Source organism: Phycicoccus sp. Soil803, from assembly GCF_001429685.1.
Lineage (GTDB): Bacteria > Actinomycetota > Actinomycetes > Actinomycetales > Dermatophilaceae > Pedococcus.
The window spans coordinates 1756658-1772053 of record NZ_LMST01000001.1; the positions used below are offsets into that span (position 1 = coordinate 1756658).

Annotated in this window: 15 protein-coding genes; 13 read left to right on the forward strand and 2 right to left on the reverse strand. The window is 71.4% G+C overall.

Going from position 1 to position 15396, the window contains the following annotated elements; genetic code table 11:
- The first annotated feature begins 86 nt into the window (after nt 1–86).
- Nucleotides 87–1481 (forward strand): folylpolyglutamate synthase/dihydrofolate synthase family protein, encoded by a 1395-nt coding sequence (locus ASG95_RS08045; RefSeq protein ID WP_057377131.1) that lies wholly within the window; start codon nt 87–89, stop codon nt 1479–1481.
- Nucleotides 1482–1601: 120 nt separating this feature from the next.
- Here ASG95_RS08045 and ASG95_RS22205 read toward each other — a convergent pair whose 3' ends face one another.
- Nucleotides 1602–1733 carry a hypothetical protein gene (locus ASG95_RS22205; protein ID WP_255358323.1) on the reverse strand — a complete coding sequence of 44 codons (132 nt, stop codon included), beginning with the start codon at nt 1731–1733 and terminating at the stop codon, nt 1602–1604.
- Between the two features lie 189 nt (nt 1734–1922).
- Between ASG95_RS22205 and ASG95_RS08050 the strand changes: the two genes are divergently transcribed.
- Together ASG95_RS08050 and ndk are read left to right on the forward strand one after the other, a co-directional pair.
- Entirely contained in the window at nt 1923–2315 is a 393-nt protein-coding gene (locus ASG95_RS08050) for a DUF4233 domain-containing protein (protein WP_056923584.1), read from the forward strand.
- 9 nt (nt 2316–2324) lie between these two features.
- A complete protein-coding gene (ndk, locus tag ASG95_RS08055) occupies nt 2325–2753 on the forward strand; it encodes a nucleoside-diphosphate kinase (RefSeq protein ID WP_057377132.1) in 429 nt (142 codons plus the stop codon).
- A 3-nt stretch (nt 2754–2756) separates the two neighbouring features.
- Here the strand turns inward: ndk and ASG95_RS08060 are convergent, their stop codons facing one another.
- Nucleotides 2757–3278 (reverse strand): MarR family winged helix-turn-helix transcriptional regulator, encoded by a 522-nt coding sequence (locus ASG95_RS08060; RefSeq protein ID WP_056923582.1) that lies wholly within the window; start codon nt 3276–3278, stop codon nt 2757–2759.
- Nucleotides 3279–3359: 81 nt separating this feature from the next.
- On the opposite strand from ASG95_RS08060, the gene ASG95_RS08065 reads away from it, so the two are divergent.
- From ASG95_RS08065 to ASG95_RS08110, 10 genes are all read left to right on the forward strand, one after another.
- Nucleotides 3360–4622 (forward strand): MFS transporter, encoded by a 1263-nt coding sequence (locus ASG95_RS08065; RefSeq protein ID WP_056923581.1) that lies wholly within the window; start codon nt 3360–3362, stop codon nt 4620–4622.
- Between the two features lie 192 nt (nt 4623–4814).
- A complete protein-coding gene (locus ASG95_RS08070) occupies nt 4815–5828 on the forward strand; it encodes a rod shape-determining protein (RefSeq protein ID WP_057378809.1) in 1014 nt (337 codons plus the stop codon).
- A gap of 16 nt (nt 5829–5844) precedes the next feature.
- On the forward strand, nt 5845–6663 hold the full coding sequence (mreC, locus tag ASG95_RS08075; RefSeq protein ID WP_057377133.1) for a rod shape-determining protein MreC: 819 nt from the start codon (nt 5845–5847) through the stop codon (nt 6661–6663).
- A 4-nt stretch (nt 6664–6667) separates the two neighbouring features.
- The gene (locus tag ASG95_RS08080; protein WP_057377134.1) at nt 6668–7159 is read left to right on the forward strand and encodes a hypothetical protein; all 492 of its coding nucleotides are present in this window, start codon (nt 6668–6670) and stop codon (nt 7157–7159) included.
- A complete protein-coding gene (gene mrdA / locus ASG95_RS08085; RefSeq protein WP_082592432.1) occupies nt 7156–9162 on the forward strand; it encodes a penicillin-binding protein 2 in 2007 nt (668 codons plus the stop codon). Before ASG95_RS08080 ends, mrdA begins: the two co-directional genes overlap by 4 nt.
- A gap of 48 nt (nt 9163–9210) precedes the next feature.
- A complete protein-coding gene (gene lpdA / locus ASG95_RS08090) occupies nt 9211–10605 on the forward strand; it encodes a dihydrolipoyl dehydrogenase (protein WP_057377135.1) in 1395 nt (464 codons plus the stop codon).
- 43 nt (nt 10606–10648) lie between these two features.
- Nucleotides 10649–11218 carry a GNAT family N-acetyltransferase gene (locus tag ASG95_RS08095; protein WP_056923576.1) on the forward strand — a complete coding sequence of 190 codons (570 nt, stop codon included), beginning with the start codon at nt 10649–10651 and terminating at the stop codon, nt 11216–11218.
- Nucleotides 11194–12348 carry an acyltransferase gene (locus tag ASG95_RS08100; protein WP_057377136.1) on the forward strand — a complete coding sequence of 385 codons (1155 nt, stop codon included), beginning with the start codon at nt 11194–11196 and terminating at the stop codon, nt 12346–12348. Before ASG95_RS08095 ends, ASG95_RS08100 begins: the two co-directional genes overlap by 25 nt.
- Nucleotides 12349–12495: 147 nt before the next feature.
- Entirely contained in the window at nt 12496–12765 is a 270-nt protein-coding gene (gene rpsO / locus ASG95_RS08105; RefSeq protein ID WP_056923573.1) for a 30S ribosomal protein S15, read from the forward strand.
- Nucleotides 12766–12943: 178 nt separating this feature from the next.
- Nucleotides 12944–15346, forward strand: coding sequence for a polyribonucleotide nucleotidyltransferase (locus ASG95_RS08110; protein WP_057377137.1), 2403 nt, complete (start codon nt 12944–12946; stop codon nt 15344–15346).
- Nucleotides 15347–15396 lie beyond the last annotated feature (50 nt).

Here is a 15396-nt window from a genome sequence, read left to right on the forward strand (position 1 = left end):
CCCGGCCCTGACCCGGCTGGACGAGACGGGCGGTGGTCCTCCGGGACCGCTGCCCGTTTCGCGTCGAGGGTGGTCACTGCGGGAGGATGGGTGGCATGCCCGCCCCTGATGCCGCCCAGCGCGAGGCCGCGCACAACCTCGAGGTCATGAAACGGCTCCGTGAGGTCGAGCAGGCGATCGACGCCCGCGCGCCGGAGTCCGACATCGAGCCGTCCCTCGACCAGATCCGTGCGGTCATGGACCTTCTCGGCGACCCCCAGCGCAGCTACCCGGTGATCCACCTGACCGGCACCAACGGCAAGACGTCGACGACCCGGATCATCGACTCGCTGCTGCGCGAGATGGGGCTGAAGACGGGGCGGTTCACCTCGCCGCACCTGCACTCGATGCGCGAGCGGATCGCCCTGTCCGGGGTGCCGATCAGCCCGGAGCGGTTCATCGCCGCCTACGACGAGGTGCTGCCGTTCGTCGAGCTCGTCGACGCCCAGTCCGCGGAGGCCGGGCGTCCGCGGATGAACTACTTCCAGATGCTGGTGGCCATCGCGTATGCCGCGTTCGCCGATGCGCCGGTCGACGTCGCCATCGTGGAGGTCGGGTTGGGCGGGGCGTGGGACGCGACCAACGTCGCCGACGGCCAGGTCGCCGTGGTCACCCCGGTGAGCCTCGACCACACCCGCATGCTCGGCGACACCGTCGAGGCCATCGCCGACGAGAAGTCCGGCATCATCAAGGCCGGCGCCGTGGCCGTCATCGGCGTCCAGGAGCCCGAGGTCACCGAGATCATGGCGGCACGGGCGGAAGCGGTGGGTGCACGAATCGCCTTGGAGGGCAACGACTTCGGTCTGTTGACGAGAGAAGTCGCCGTCGGTGGGCAGCAGATCTCGGTGCGCGGCCTCAGCGGCGACTACGAGGACCTCCTGCTGCCCCTGCACGGTGCCCACCAGGCCCACAACACCGTGCTCGCCATCGTGGCCGTGGAGGCGTTCCTCGGCGGCGGCGAACAGCGCCTCGAGCCCGACATCGTGCGGGCGGGGATCGCGGCCGTCGCCTCACCGGGGCGCCTCGAGATCGTGCGGAGGTCGCCCACCGTGCTGGTCGACGCGGCGCACAACCCCGCCGGCGCCCTCGCGCTGCGGGCCGCCCTCGAGGACTCCTTCAACTTCGCCAGGATCATCGGGGTGGTGGCGATCCTCAAGGACAAGGACGCCACCGAGATGCTCGAGATCCTCGAGCCGGTGCTCGACCACGTCGTCGTCTCCCGGACCACCTCACCGCGGGCGATGCGCCCCGACGAGCTCGGCGAGCTGGCGGTCGACATCTTCGGCGAGGACCGCGTCACGGTGGTGCAGGACCTGCCCGACGCCCTCGACACCGCAGCGGGCCTGGCCGACGAGGGCGGTGTCGGCGGGGGAGTGCTCGCCACCGGTTCGGTGACGACCGCCGCCGAGGTGCGCATGCTGCTCGGCGCCACCGAGGTCTGACCGGGAGACCCCACGCGTCCCCCCTTGATCGGGTGACCCGATAAAGGTCGGCTCCACCCCGAAACGGTTCCGGGGTGGAGCCGACCTTTGCCGGGTGAGGCGACGTGCCGATCCGGTGCGCTACTTCTTGCCGATCTGGCCCACGTCGAGGTGGGTCTTCGCGTCGGCCTTCGCGTGCTTCTCGGCGCGCTTCTCCTTGATGGACTTGCCCGCCTTCTTGGCCAGGTGTTGTCGAGGTGACTTGTCGGCCATGGCTGTGCTCCCAGCGCTAGGAAGCCTGAATGACTCCGTGCTCTGACAGTACGCCGTTCCGGTGCCTGCACGCGGCCGTGACCGCACGGCATACGCTCGAGGCATGGGAAAGCTCGTGGTGCTCGTCCTCGTGGTGGCGGTCGTCTTCTGGCTGGTCACGAGGTTCCGTGACAACGGCCGGGGTGGTCGATGAAGGGGATCGTCTTCTACGGGTCCCTCGGCACGTTCACCTGGCGGATGCTGGCCACCGTGCTGGGCAGCCAGGGAGTCGTCGTGTTCCTGGGGGCCCTGGTCGCGCGCGGGCTTGCCAGCGCCGAGGGTGACAGCCGCAGCCATGCGTGGCTGTGGACCGGGGTCGGGCTGGCGCTGCTGTGCTTCCTCGCCGCCGGGCTGATGCGGCGCCCGTGGGGCGTCACGCTGGGCTGGCTGATCCAGGTGCTCACCTTCGCGAGCGCCGTGGTGGTGCCGGCGATGATCGGCGTCGGGGTCATCTTCCTCGTGCTGTGGGTGGGCTCGCTGGTGTTGTGCCGGCGGGTCGAGGACCAGGTGGCCGAGCGGGACCGGGCCTCTGCGGCTCGGTAGGCTGGCGCCGTGACGACTCAGACCGAACGTTCCCTTGTCCTGGTCAAGCCCGACGGGTTCGCCCGCGGCCTCTCCGGCGAGGTCCTGCGCCGCATCGAGGCGAAGGGCTACACGCTGGCCGCGCTCGCGATCACCACGCCGACCCGGGAGCAGCTCGCCAAGCACTACGCCGAGCACGAGGGCAAGCCGTTCTACGAGCCGCTCGTCGAGTTCATGTCCAGCGGCCAGGTCACCGCGATCGTCATCGAGGGCAACCGCTGCATCGAGGGCTTCCGGGCCCTGGCCGGTGCCACCGACCCGACCGCGGCGCTGCCCGGCACGCTCCGCGGCGACCTCGGCCGCGACTGGGGCAAGAAGGTGCAGGAGAACATCGTCCACGGCTCTGACTCCCCGGAGTCGGCCGCCCGCGAGATCGCGATCTGGTTCCCGAACCTCTAGGTCCTACGGCGTCTCGAGGTCGTCGAGCCTGCTGATCACCACTTCGAGGAGCGCGGCCAGCTGGCTGCGCTCCTTGCGGGTCAGGCCCGCGAGGACGTCGGACTCGACGACGTTCGCCTCGCGCACGGCGGCACCGAACAGCTCCCAGCCCTGGTCGGTGAGCTCGACGCGCACGCGGGTGCGGTTGTCGGGGTCGGGGGAGCGGCGCACCAGGCCGCGTTCGGTCATCTTGTCGAGCCGGTGGGTCATCGAGGACGCCGCCACGTTGCTGGCGTCGGCGAGGCGGCTCGGTGTCATGGGGGCGCCGTCGGCGGTGGCCAGCTGCGCCACGACCGACCACTCGCCGTGCGACAGGTCGAGGTCGACCAGCTGGCGGGTGTACCACTGCTCGAGCTTGCGGCTCATCGAGTTCACCGCCGTGATGACCCGCTGCACCGACTCGTCACCGCCGGCCGCCACGTAGGTCGCGACGGCTTCCTGGTACTGCTCCTGGGCGCTCGGGGCGCGCTTTCCGCGGGGAGGCATGGCTCCATCTTCACATGCTAAGTTTTCGACTGCTAAGATTTCGATATCGAAATATTCGGACTCGAAGAACTGTGACCTCCCATGCGCGCCCGCCTCCTGATCATCGCCTCAGCCGTAGCCATGCTCGGCTGGGGCACCGTGCTGCCCTACCAGTACGCCTACGCCGCCACCACGCGTGGCTGGGGCGCCCTCGTCGCGGCCGCCGCGTCGAGCCTGTTCTCGGTGGGCGCGCTGCTCGCCGCGCCCGTCGGCGGGCGGCTGGCCGACCGCATCTCACCGGTGACCGTCGCCGTGGCCGCCAAGGTCGTGGCCGCAGCGGGAGCCGCGTCGCTGATCTGGGCGAACGGTCCCGTCTCCTTCCTCGTCGGCATGTTCGTCTTCGGCCTCGGCATCACCGCCGCAGGTCCGGCCCAGTCCGTCCTCGTGCTGCGCTGGGTGGGCGGGGCGGACCGCCGCAAGGTCTTCGCGTGGCAGTTCACCGGGCAGGCGCTCGGCATGGCGGTCGGCGCGTTCGCGGCCGGCTACGTCGTCGACCTCGACCGCGCCACCGGCATGTGGCCGGCGTTCGCCGCCGCCGCCGTCGGCTTCCTCGTCTCGGGTGTCCTGCTCGTCGCGGCCGGTGCCCGCCGCTGGGGTATGCCGGTCGGCTCGGTCGACGAGCCCGGCCTCACCTCCCAGGGCGTCGGGTCGACCAGCCCGCGCGAGGCGCTGCGGGCCATCTGGGCGATCCCGGCGCTGCGGTGGACCGCCCTCATCACGGTGACCCTGGCGCTGGGCTTCTACGCCCAGTTCGAGTCGGGCCTCCCGGCCTACGCCCTCACCGTCCTGCACGTCCAGGAGACCACCATCGGCCTGGCCGCGGCGGTCAACTGCGTCGTCATCATCGCCCTCCAGATGCTCGTGGTCCGGCTGACGGCGAAGCGCAGTGGCGCCACCCTGCTCATGGGCGTGGGCGCGATCTGGACCGTGTCCTGGCTGGTGCTGGCCGCCGCGTCGCTCAGCCCCGAGCTCTCGGCAGCGCTGTTCGTGACGACCTTCGGCATCTTCGCCGTCGGCGAGACGATGTACGCGCCGGTGCTCAACCCGCTGACCGCGAGCCTGGCCCCGTCCGGGCTGGTAGGCACCACCCTCGGCATGTTCACGGCGCTGCAGACCGGGTTCTCGGCCGTGGGGCCACTGGTCGCCGGGGTGGTCCTCGGCGCCGGGCTGGGCAGCCTGTTCATCGGCCTGCACGTGGCCATCAGCCTGGTGGCCGTGTTCGCCGCCTGGCGCCTGCGGGCCGCGATGCGCCAGCCCCGCGAGGTGGCCCAGCCGGTCCGGGAGGCGGCGGCCCTGGCCGCCTGAGGACCCCCGCGGCACACCCGCCGATTCGAGGTGAACCCGCCGGTGATCACCTGCGGGTTCACCTCGACCGAGGCGAGTCTTGGTCACACCAGTCACACCCGCACCATCCTCGGGGTGGCTCGGGCGCGGCTCCCCGATCGCGGGGAGCCGCCGACCTGGCATCGCGGCGTGAGGAGCGGTGCGCGCGGCTGGATGACGATGGGCAGGGACCTGGCCATCGACCTCGGCACCGCCAACACCCTCGTCTACGAGCGCGGTCGGGGCGTCGTCCTCGACGAGCCCTCGGTCGTGGCGGTCGAGGCGGGCACCGGCCGGCTGATCGCCGCCGGCACCCGGGCGAAGGAGATGCTCGGGCGCACGCCCGGGCACGTCCGGGCCGTGCGCCCGCTGGCCGACGGCGTCATCTCGGACGCCGATGTCACCGAGCAGATGCTGCGGTACTTCGTCGACCAGGTCCGCCCGTCGCGGCTGGTCCGCCCGCGGATGGTGGTGTGCGTCCCGAGCGAGGTCACCGGGGTCGAGCGCCGGGCCCTCGAGGACGCGGCGGTGCGCTCGGGCGCTCGCCGGGTCTACGTGATCGAGGAGCCGATGGCCGCCGCGATCGGGGCCGGCCTCCCGGTCAACGAGACGTCAGCCTCGATGGTCGTCGACATCGGGGGCGGCACGACCGACGTCGCCGTGATCAGCCTGGGCGGGATCGTGACGGCCAGGTCGGTGCGCGTCGGCGGCGACGAGATCGACGAGGCGGTGATCGCGCACGTCAAGAGCGAGTACTCCCTGCTGCTGGGCGAGCGCAGCGCCGAGGACATCAAGGTGGCGGCCGGCTCCGCGTTCCCGCTCAGCGAGGAGACCAGCACCCGGGTGCGGGGTCGCGACCTGGTGAGCGGGCTCCCGAAGACCGTGACGATCACCAGCCAGGAGGTGCGCCGCGCGATCGAGGCCCCGGTCCTGCAGATCGTCGACGTGGTGCGGGCCACCCTGGACGTGTGCCCGCCCGAGCTCGCCGGCGACATCCTCGACAACGGCGTCACGCTCACCGGCGGAGGAGCGCTCCTGCGTGGGCTGGACGAGCGGCTCCGCCACGAGCTCGGCGTGCCGGTGCGGGTCGCCGACGACCCGTTGCGGGCCGTCGTGCGCGGCTCCGGGCGGTGCGTGGAGGAGTTCTCGACACTGGAGCGGGTCCTCATCGACACCCGCCGTTTCTGACCGGCGCAGGTGACGGATGCGTGACACCTCTCGCCGCCGGCTCCTCGTGGTGCTGCTGGCCCTGACCCTGGTCCTGCTCGGGGTCGACGTCGCAGGCGGCCCGGGAGCGGGGCAGCTGCGGGCCGCAGGGGGTGCGGCGTTCGGACCGGTCGAGCGGTTCCTGTCGCCGGGCGCCGACGCCGCCGGTGTCGGCGCGGCCGAGGCCCGCGCCGGGGTGCTGCGCGACCAGCTCGTCGCTCAGTCCCGTGAGTCCCGTGAGCTGGCCGCCCTCTCCGGGGCGCCCGACCTCGCGGGGAGCACCTTCCTGCCGGCTCGGGTGGTCGGCGTCGGGCGCCAGGGGGCTGCCGGGCCCGAGCGCGTCACCCTCGACCTCGGGGCCCGCGACGGGGTGCGGACCGACCTGTCGGTGGTCGCCGCCGAGGGGCTGGTCGGCCGCGTCGTGGCGGTGTCGCCGTGGACCTGCGACGTGCTCCTCGTCGGCAGTGCCGACCTGGTCGTCGGCGTCCGCGTCGGCGCAGCGGGCACGCTGGGCTCGGTGGGCAGCGGCGCTCGCGGTCCCCAGCACCGCCCTGCCGGGCAGCTCAGCCTCACCGTCGTCGAGCGCGGCACGGTGCGGAGCGGCGATGCCGTGACCACCCTGGGCAGCGTCGGTGGCTCTCCCTTCCCGGCAGGTCTACAGGTCGGCTCGGTGCAGGACGTCGACGAGGCGCCCGGTGACCTCACGCCGACCGCGTCGGTGCGGCCCGCCGTGGACCTGACCACCCTCGACGTCGTCGGTGTCCTGCTCACCGGCCCGCGCACCACGCCACGCACCCCCAGCACGGCGACGGGGTGAGGCCGTGCCGCTGCCGTCGCTGACGCTGACCTTCCGGAGCCTGCTCCTGCTGCTCGCGGCCGTCACCTCGGTCGTCCTCTCGGCGCGCACGCAGCTCGCCCTGCCCGACCTCGTCCTCCCGGTCGTCGTGGCCGGGGCGCTCTGGGTGGGGCCGTCCCGCGGAGCCATCCTCGGGCTGGTCGGCGGCTGGCTGGTCGACCTGATGCCCCCCGGCTCCGCGGTGCTCGGCACCGCAGCCCTCCTGTATGCCGCGGCCGGCCTCGTCGCCGGCGCGGGCCGCCGCGAGGGCCAGACACCGTTCGGCTGGATCGCCACCGTCGGTGCGTCTGCCGCGGTGGTGGTCACGACGGGGCGGCTGGCCGTCGCGGCCCTGACCGGTGCGCCGGTGCAGTGGCCGGTGGTGGGCGTGGAGCTCCTCCTGACCGTCCTCCTGTGCGCGGTCCTCGTCCCCGTCCTGGTGCGCTGCGAGCAGCGGTTGGCCAGGGGTCGAGGATGAGGCTCCCGGCCACCCGCGCCGACCACTCGCCGCGGGTCTGGGTGCTGGCCCTGGTCGTGCTGGCGTTCATGGGCGCCCTGCTCGGGCGGCTGGGACAGGTGCAGATCGCCGGCCACGCGGACTACCGGGCAGCCGCGGCCACGGTCAACACGCGCACCGTGACCGAAGCGGCGGTGCGGGGCAGGATCCTCGACCGCACCGGCACGCCCTTGGTCGACAACACCACCGAGACCGTCGTCACGGTCGACCGGGCCGTGCTCGTCGACTCCGCCGACGGTGGCCGTGACCTCGTCGGGCGGGTGGCGAAGGTCGTGGGCGCCCCGTTCGAGCAGCTGTGGGGGCGGACCCAGCTGTGCGGCGTCGCGGGAGCGCCGCCCGCGCCGGTCTGCTGGGCGGGCTCCGCCTACGTGCCCATCCCGCTGGTCAGCGGCGTGGATCCCCGCAAGGCCCTCAGCCTCCTCGAGCGCCCGGACCGCTACCCGGGCGTCGGCGTCTCCGCCGAGCCCGTGCGGGACTACCCCGCCGAGCGGACCGTCAACGCCGCCCACCTCCTCGGGTACCTGGGGCGCTCCGACGCCGACGACGTCAGGACGTCTAAGGGCGCGATCGGCGACCTCGACCTCGTCGGCCGCTCCGGCCTGGAGCAGCAGTACGACCAGCAGCTGCGGGGCACGCCGGGCACGACCACCGTCGCGGTCGACCCCCGCGGGATCGTCACGAGCCAGCTCGCGCACGCCGACCCGGTGCCGGGGCAGGACCTCGTCACCAACCTCGACGCCCGCGTCCAGTCGGCCGCCGAGCAGGCCCTGGCCACCGCAGTCACCAACGCCCGGAAGCGGGGCGACCGGGCCGACTCGGCCGCCGCCGTGGTCCTCGACGTCACCACCGGCGCGGTGGTGGCGGCGGCGAGCTACCCGTCCTACGACCCGCAGGTGTGGACCGGTGGCCTCGGCGCCGCCGAGCTCGCCCGGCTCACCGACCCGAAGGCCGGCACACCACTGGTCTCACGGGTGACCTCGGCGGCGTTCTCACCGGCCTCGACGTTCAAGGTGGTCAGCCTGCCGGCCGCAGTCGCGGCAGGAAACTCCCTCGGCGGCACGTACAACTGCACCTCCAGCTACACGATCGGCAACCGCAGGTTCGCCAACTTCGAGTCGCGGGCCTACGGACCCATCCCGCTGCGCAAGGCCATCGAGGTCTCCTGCGACACGATCTTCTACGACTTCGCCTACCGGTCGTGGCTGGCGCAGGGCGGCCTCGCGGCGAAGTCCGACGCGCAGGACCCGTTCGTCGAGATGGCCGACCGGTTCGGGCTCGGCCGCAGGACCGGCATCGACCTGCCCGGCGAGCAGGCCGGCCGGATCCCCGACCGCCAGTGGAAGCAGAGCCAGTGGGCCGACACCAGGGCCGACACCTGCAGACGGGCCCGGTCCGGCTACCCGGAGGTGGCTGCCACGGACCCCAGCCGCGCGGCATACCTCAAGCAGCTGGCCGTCGAGAACTGTCAGACCGGCTTCCAGTTCCGGGCCGGGGACGCCGCCAACTTCGCGATCGGCCAGGGCGACATCACGGTGACCCCGCTCCAGATGGCCCAGGTCTACGCCGCGATCGCCAACGGCGGCACGCTCTGGAAGCCGGAGGTGGCGCGGGCCTTCGTCACGCCCGGTGGGGCGACGCGGAAGGTGGCGCCGGTGAAGGCGGGGACGGTGCGGTTCCCGCCCGGCACCCTCGCCTTCCTGCGCGGTGCGCTCGGCGGCGTCGTCACGCACGGCACGGCCCGGGGTGCCTTTGCCGGCTTCCCGCTGGCGCAGTGGCCGGTGGCGGGCAAGACGGGCACCGCCGAGGCGTTCGACCAGCAGGACACCTCGTGGTTCGTGTCCTATGCGCCGACCACCAGACCGAGGTACGCCGTCGCGGTCGTGGTCTCGCAGGGCGGGACCGGCGCCGAGGCCGCGGCCCCCGCGGCTCGCGCCATCCACGACGTCCTGCGCACCCTGCGCTAGGCACGGGCGAAGTGGGGACTCGTCGGACGAGTCAGTAGGCTGGCGCGCATGGCTGACTTCGATGTCGTAGTTCTCGGTGCTGGTCCTGGCGGTTACGTCGCGGCGATCCGCGCCTCCCAGCTGGGCCTGCGGGCCGCAGTGGTCGAGTCGAAGTACTGGGGCGGGGTCTGCCTCAACGTCGGCTGCATCCCGTCGAAGGCGTTGCTGCGCAACGCCGAGCTCAGCCACATCCTGACCCACGAGAAGGACAAGTTCGGGATCGAGGGCGACGCCACGATGTCGTTCGGCCCGACCCACGCCCGCTCGCGCGCGGTGTCCGCGGGGATCGTCAAGGGCGTCCACTTCCTGATGAAGAAGAACAAGATCACCGAGATCGACGGCTGGGGCACCCTGACCAGCCCCACCTCGATGGACGTGGCGCTGAGCTCGGGCGAGAAGCAGACGGTCACCTTCGACAAGCTGATCATCGCGACCGGAGCCACCACCCGCCTGATCCCCGGCACCTCGCTGTCCGACCGGGTCGTGACCTACGAGGAGCAGATCCTCACCGACCAGCTGCCCGGCTCGATCGTCATCGCCGGCTCGGGGGCCATCGGCGTCGAGTTCGCCTACGTGATGAAGAACTTCGGGGTCGACGTCACCATCGTGGAGTTCCTCGACCGGATGGTGCCGACCGAGGACGCCGAGGTCTCCAAGGAGCTGCTCAAGCACTACAAGAAGCTCGGTGTCACCGTCCTGCTGTCCACCAAGGTCGAGTCGATCGACGACAGCGGCGAGAAGGTCAAGGTCACCGTCTCGCCGGCGGCCGGCGGCGACTCGGGGGTCATCGAGACCGACAAGGTGCTCCAGGCGATCGGCTTCGCGCCGCGCCTCGAGGGCTACGGCCTCGAGGCGCTCGGCGTGGCCACCGAGCGGGGCGCCATCGTCATCGACGACCACTGCCGCACCAACATCGACAACGTCTACGCCATCGGCGACGTGACCGGGAAGCTCATGCTGGCCCACACCGCCGAGGCCCAGGGCGTCGTCGCCGCCGAGACCATGGCGGGCGCGGAGACCATGCCCGTCGAGTACGACTTCATCCCGCGGGCGACCTACTGCCAGCCGCAGATCGCGTCGTTCGGCTACACCGAGGCCCAGGCCAAGGAGAAGGGCTTCGACGTCAAGGTCGCGAAGTTCCCGTTCTCGGCCAACGGCAAGGCGATGGGCCTCGGCGACGCCGTCGGCTTCGTCAAGGTGGTCGCCGACGCGACCCACAACGAGATCATCGGCGCCCACCTGATCGGCCCGGACGTCACCGAGCTGCTGCCCGCCTTGACGCTCGCCCAGAAGTGGGACCTCACCGCCGACGAGGTCGCCCGCAACGTCTTCGCCCACCCGACCCTGTCGGAGGCCGTCAAGGAAGCCGTCGAGGGCATCGCCGGCCACATGATCAACCTCTGACCGCACCCCACCGTCCGTCCGCGGACAGTTCGGAGGACCCGGTATGCCGCGCGTCAGCCTGCCGATCACGACCGAGCGACTCGTGCTGCGCAGCTTCTTGCCGCGCGACGTCGACGACGTGCACGCCTACCGGTCGCAGCCCGACGTGGTGCGGTACATCCCGGGGGAGCCACGGGACCGCGAGCAGGTGTCCGACCTCGTCGCCCACTCGACGACGGCCGGCCTGGTCGACGAGAAGCGCACCCACCTCACGCTCGCGGTCGACCTCGGCGGACGGGTGATCGGCGACGTCATGCTGGCCCTCAACGGGCTCGACGGCTCCGACGGCAAGCAGGTCGAGCTCGGCTGGGTGTTCACGCCCGACGTGCAGGGGCAGGGCTACGCCACCGAGGCGGCCCGCGCGCTGGCCGAGGTCGCGTTCACGGAGATCGGGGCGCACCGGGTCTGGGCGCAGCTCGAGCCGGAGAACACCGGGTCGTCGCGGATCTGCGAGCGGCTCGGCATGCGGCGCGAGGCGTACTTCGAGCAGGGGTCCTGGTTCAAGGAACGGTGGACCGACCTGGCCATCTACGCGATCCGCGCCGACGAGTGGACGTCCGGGGACAGCTCCTGACCTCCGCCACGACGACGCCAGGGACCCCGGAGCGTCGCTCCCCGCTCCCGGCGCTGACCGGACTGCGCGTGCTGGCCGCCACGTGGGTGGTGCTCTTCCACTACCGCGCCGACCTCGAGGCGCTCGCGCCGTGGACGCTGCCCGCCGACACCTTCATGCGGGCCGGGTACCTCGGTGTCGACCTCTTCTTCCCCCTGAGCGGCTTCATCCTCGCGTACAACTACGCCGACTCGATGCGCACCTTCTCGCGGGGGTCGGCCTCCTCCTTCGTGCGCAACCGGTTCGCCCGCGTGTGGCCGGTGCACTTCGTCGCGCTGAACATCGACCTGGCGATGGCCGTCGCGATGGGGACCCTCGGCACCGGTGAGGGAGGGCACCGTCGCACGCCCGCGGCATACGGGCAGAACGTGCTGATGGTGCACAACTGGTTCAACGACCGCCCGAGCTTCAACGGCCCCGCGTGGTCGATCGCGTCGGAATGGTTCGCCTACCTCCTCGCGCCGCTGCTGTTCGTGCTCGTCGCGCGGGTGGTGCAGGCGCGCACCTCGCTCTTGCTCGCCGTCCTCTCGTATGCCGCGATGCTCACCGTCTTCGCCGGGCTCGCCCTGCCCAACGGCAACCTCGAGCACATGTTCTACGTGCGGATCCTGGGGGAGTTCGTCGCCGGGATGTTCCTGTGCCTGGCGTGGGTGCGCGGTGGCCTGGCCCTGGGTCGGCTGGCGCCGGTGCTTCCGCTCGTGGTGGTGGCGGTCGCGCTCGTGCCGGCGCTCTCGTCGGGCGACTACTGGATGGCTCCGGTGATGGGGCTCGTGGTCGCCGTCGTGGCCTCGGCCGGCGGGTGGGTCGGCGCCTGGCTGTCGACCCCACTCATGGTCGCGGCGGGGGAGGCGTCCTACTGCCTCTACATGACGCACTACCTGATGCGGCCGGTCGTGACGTGGCTGCGCGAGTGGGGTGACGACGCCTGGTGGTCGGCGGGTCTGGCCGTCGTCGCGCTCGTGCTGGCGCTGGGTGCCGCCGCGTGGCTGATGCACGTGCTGGTCGAGCGCCCGGCCAGGCACGTCCTCCACGCGCGCGCAGCCCTTCGCAGCCCCGAGCCGGAGCGCGAGCTGGCGGTCGCGCGCAGCTGACCGTGTCGGCGGCACCGGCGATTAGGGGGGTGCAGCACGCCGCTGGTAGCCTTGGGACCGCCGTAGACCGGCCGCGGATTCAGAGAGCCCAGGTGAACCAGCCCTGGCGCACCGCGCAACGATCACACGAAGGAGCAGTGCCGACCCATGCCGTTGAGCGCAGACGTCAAGCAGAAGATCATGTCCGAGTACGCCACGCACGAGGGCGACACCGGCTCCCCCGAGGTCCAGGTGGCGATGCTTACGCAGCGCATCCTCGACCTCACCGAGCACAGCCGCCAGCACAAGCACGACCACCACAGCCGGCGCGGCCTGCTGCTGCTGGTCGGCCAGCGCCGCCGGCTCCTGCGCTACCTCGAGAGCGTCGACGTCGAGCGTTACCGCTCGCTGATCAAGCGCCTCGGTCTGCGCCGCTAAGCATTCGACAGGGACGGTCCTCACCACGAGGACCGTCCCTCTCGCATGAGGGTGGCACCCGTGCCGCCCGAGAGCACCACCCGAAGAACAGCACCACCCCGAAGAAGAACCCGTGCACAACGACGATGCACAGGGTCGTATGAGAGACAGAACTCTCAACTGAAGAGAAGGAGGGCCCATGGAGGGTCCAGAGATCCAGTTCGCCGAAGCAACCATCGACAACGGTTCGTTCGGCACCCGCACGGTCCGGTTCGAGACCGGACGCCTGGCCAAGCAGGCCGGTGGCGCAGTCGCCGCCTACCTGGACGAGGACACGATGCTCCTCTCCACCACCACCGCCGGGAAGTCCCCTCGCGAGGGTTTTGACTTCTTCCCCCTGACGGTCGACGTCGAGGAGCGGATGTACGCCGCGGGCAAGATCCCCGGCTCGTTCTTCCGCCGCGAGGGTCGTCCGTCGACCGACGCGATCCTCACCTGCCGCCTGATCGACCGCCCGCTGCGCCCGACCTTCACCAAGGGTCTGCGCAACGAGGTCCAGGTCGTCATCACGGTGCTCGCGCTCAACCCCGACCACCAGTACGACGTGCTCGCCATCAACGCGGCCAGTGCCTCCACGCAGATCTCGGGTCTGCCCTTCTCCGGTCCGATCGGTGGCGTCCGCGTCTCCCTGATCGACGGCCAGTGGGTCGCGTTCCCGAACTTCTCCGACATCGAGCGCTCGACCTTCGACATGGTCGTCGCCGGCCGGGTCGCGGGTGACGACGTCGCCATCATGATGGTCGAGGCCGAGTCCACCGAGTCCACCTGGGACCTGGTCAAGAACGAGGGCAAGCAGGCCCCGACCGAAGAGGTCGTCGCCGAGGGCCTCGAGGCCGCCAAGAAGTTCATCAAGGTCCTCTGCGAAGCCCAGGCCGAGCTGGCGAGCAAGTCCGCCAAGCCGGTCCAGGAGTTCCCGATCTTCCTCGACTACGAGGACGACGCGTATGCCGCCGTCGAGGCCGCGACCTCGGACGACCTGGCGCAGGCGCTCACCATCGCCGGCAAGCAGGAGCGCGAGGAGCGGATCGACGAGCTGAAGGACTCCATGAAGGAGAAGCTCGCCGCGGAGTTCGAGGGTCGCGAAAAGGAGCTGTCCGCGGCCTACCGGTCCGTGCAGAAGAAGCTGATCCGTCAGCGCATCCTGCGCGACAAGGTCCGCATCGACGGCCGTGGCCTCGCCGACATCCGCGCCCTGGGCGCCGAGGTCGAGGTCCTGCCGCGCGTGCACGGCTCGGCCATCTTCGAGCGTGGCGAGACCCAGATCATGGGTGTCACCACGCTGAACATGCTCCGCATGGAGCAGCAGCTCGACACGTTGTCGCCGGTGACGCGCAAGCGCTACATGCACAACTACAACTTCCCGCCCTACTCCACCGGTGAGACCGGTCGGGTGGGTTCGCCGAAGCGTCGCGAGATCGGTCACGGAGCGCTCGCCGAGCGTGCGCTCATGCCGGTGCTCCCGACCCGCGAGGAGTTCCCCTACGCGATCCGTCAGGTGTCCGAGGCCCTCGGCTCCAACGGCTCGACGTCGATGGGCTCGGTCTGCGCGTCCACCCTCTCGATGCTCAACGCCGGTGTGCCGCTGCGCGCCCCGGTCGCCGGCATCGCGATGGGCCTGGTGTCCGACGAGGTCGACGGTGAGACGCAGTACGCCGCGCTGACCGACATCCTCGGCGCCGAGGACGCGTTCGGTGACATGGACTTCAAGGTCGCCGGCACCCGCGAGTTCGTCACGGCCATCCAGCTCGACACCAAGCTCGACGGCATCCCCGCGTCGGTCCTGGCCGGCGCGCTCACCCAGGCCCGCGACGCGCGCCTGCACATCCTCGACGTCATGAACGAGGCCATCGACGCACCCGACGAGATGAGCCCCTTCGCTCCTCGCGTCATCTCGGTGCAGGTCCCGATCGACAAGATCGGCGAGGTCATCGGGCCGAAGGGCAAGATGATCAACCAGATCCAGGACGAGACCGGCGCCCAGATCTCGATCGAGGACGACGGCACGATCTACATCGGTGCGACCGACGGCCCCTCGGCCGAGGCGGCCCGTGCGCAGATCAACGCCATCGCGAACCCGCAGATGCCGGAGATCGGCGAGCGCTTCCTGGGCACCGTGGTGAAGACCACGACGTTCGGTGCGTTCATCTCCCTCCTGCCGGGCAAGGACGGCCTGCTGCACATCTCCGAGGTGCGCAAGCTCGTCGGTGGCAAGCGGATCGAGGCCGTCGAGGACGTCCTGGCCGTCGGCCAGAAGGTCCAGGTCGAGCTCAAGGAGATCGACCCGCGCGGCAAGCTCTCCCTGGCGGCCGTCCTGGCCGAGGGTGAGGGTGGCGACGCCGAGGCTGGCGACTCCGACGAGGCCCCGGCCTCCGAGGCCAGCGCCGACGAGGCACCCCGCGAGGACCGTGGCGAGCGTCGCGAGGGTGGTCGCAGCCGCAACCGCCGTCGTGGCGGGCGTGGCGACGACCGGGGCGACAGCGACCGTGGCGGCGACGCCCCGGAGGGCGCGGCCCCGGCCACGTCCGAGGACGCCGCAGGCTGATCGACTGAAACACATGACGAGCGGGCCGGTCCACCATTCGGTGGGCCGGC

Coding starts and splice junctions, on each gene's coding strand:
- ASG95_RS08110 (WP_057377137.1), top strand. CDS start 12,944: ATGGAGGGTCCAGAGATCCAGTTCGCCGAAGCAACCATCGACAACGGT.
- ASG95_RS22205 (WP_255358323.1), bottom strand. CDS start 1,733: ATGGCCGACAAGTCACCTCGACAACACCTGGCCAAGAAGGCGGGCAAG.
- mreC (WP_057377133.1), top strand. CDS start 5,845: ATGCGTGACACCTCTCGCCGCCGGCTCCTCGTGGTGCTGCTGGCCCTG.
- lpdA (WP_057377135.1), top strand. CDS start 9,211: ATGGCTGACTTCGATGTCGTAGTTCTCGGTGCTGGTCCTGGCGGTTAC.
- ASG95_RS08065 (WP_056923581.1), top strand. CDS start 3,360: ATGCGCGCCCGCCTCCTGATCATCGCCTCAGCCGTAGCCATGCTCGGC.
- ASG95_RS08070 (WP_057378809.1), top strand. CDS start 4,815: ATGACGATGGGCAGGGACCTGGCCATCGACCTCGGCACCGCCAACACC.
- mrdA (WP_082592432.1), top strand. CDS start 7,156: ATGAGGCTCCCGGCCACCCGCGCCGACCACTCGCCGCGGGTCTGGGTG.
- ASG95_RS08050 (WP_056923584.1), top strand. CDS start 1,923: ATGAAGGGGATCGTCTTCTACGGGTCCCTCGGCACGTTCACCTGGCGG.
- ASG95_RS08095 (WP_056923576.1), top strand. CDS start 10,649: ATGCCGCGCGTCAGCCTGCCGATCACGACCGAGCGACTCGTGCTGCGC.
- ASG95_RS08045 (WP_057377131.1), top strand. CDS start 87: ATGGGTGGCATGCCCGCCCCTGATGCCGCCCAGCGCGAGGCCGCGCAC.
- rpsO (WP_056923573.1), top strand. CDS start 12,496: ATGCCGTTGAGCGCAGACGTCAAGCAGAAGATCATGTCCGAGTACGCC.
- ASG95_RS08060 (WP_056923582.1), bottom strand. CDS start 3,278: ATGCCTCCCCGCGGAAAGCGCGCCCCGAGCGCCCAGGAGCAGTACCAG.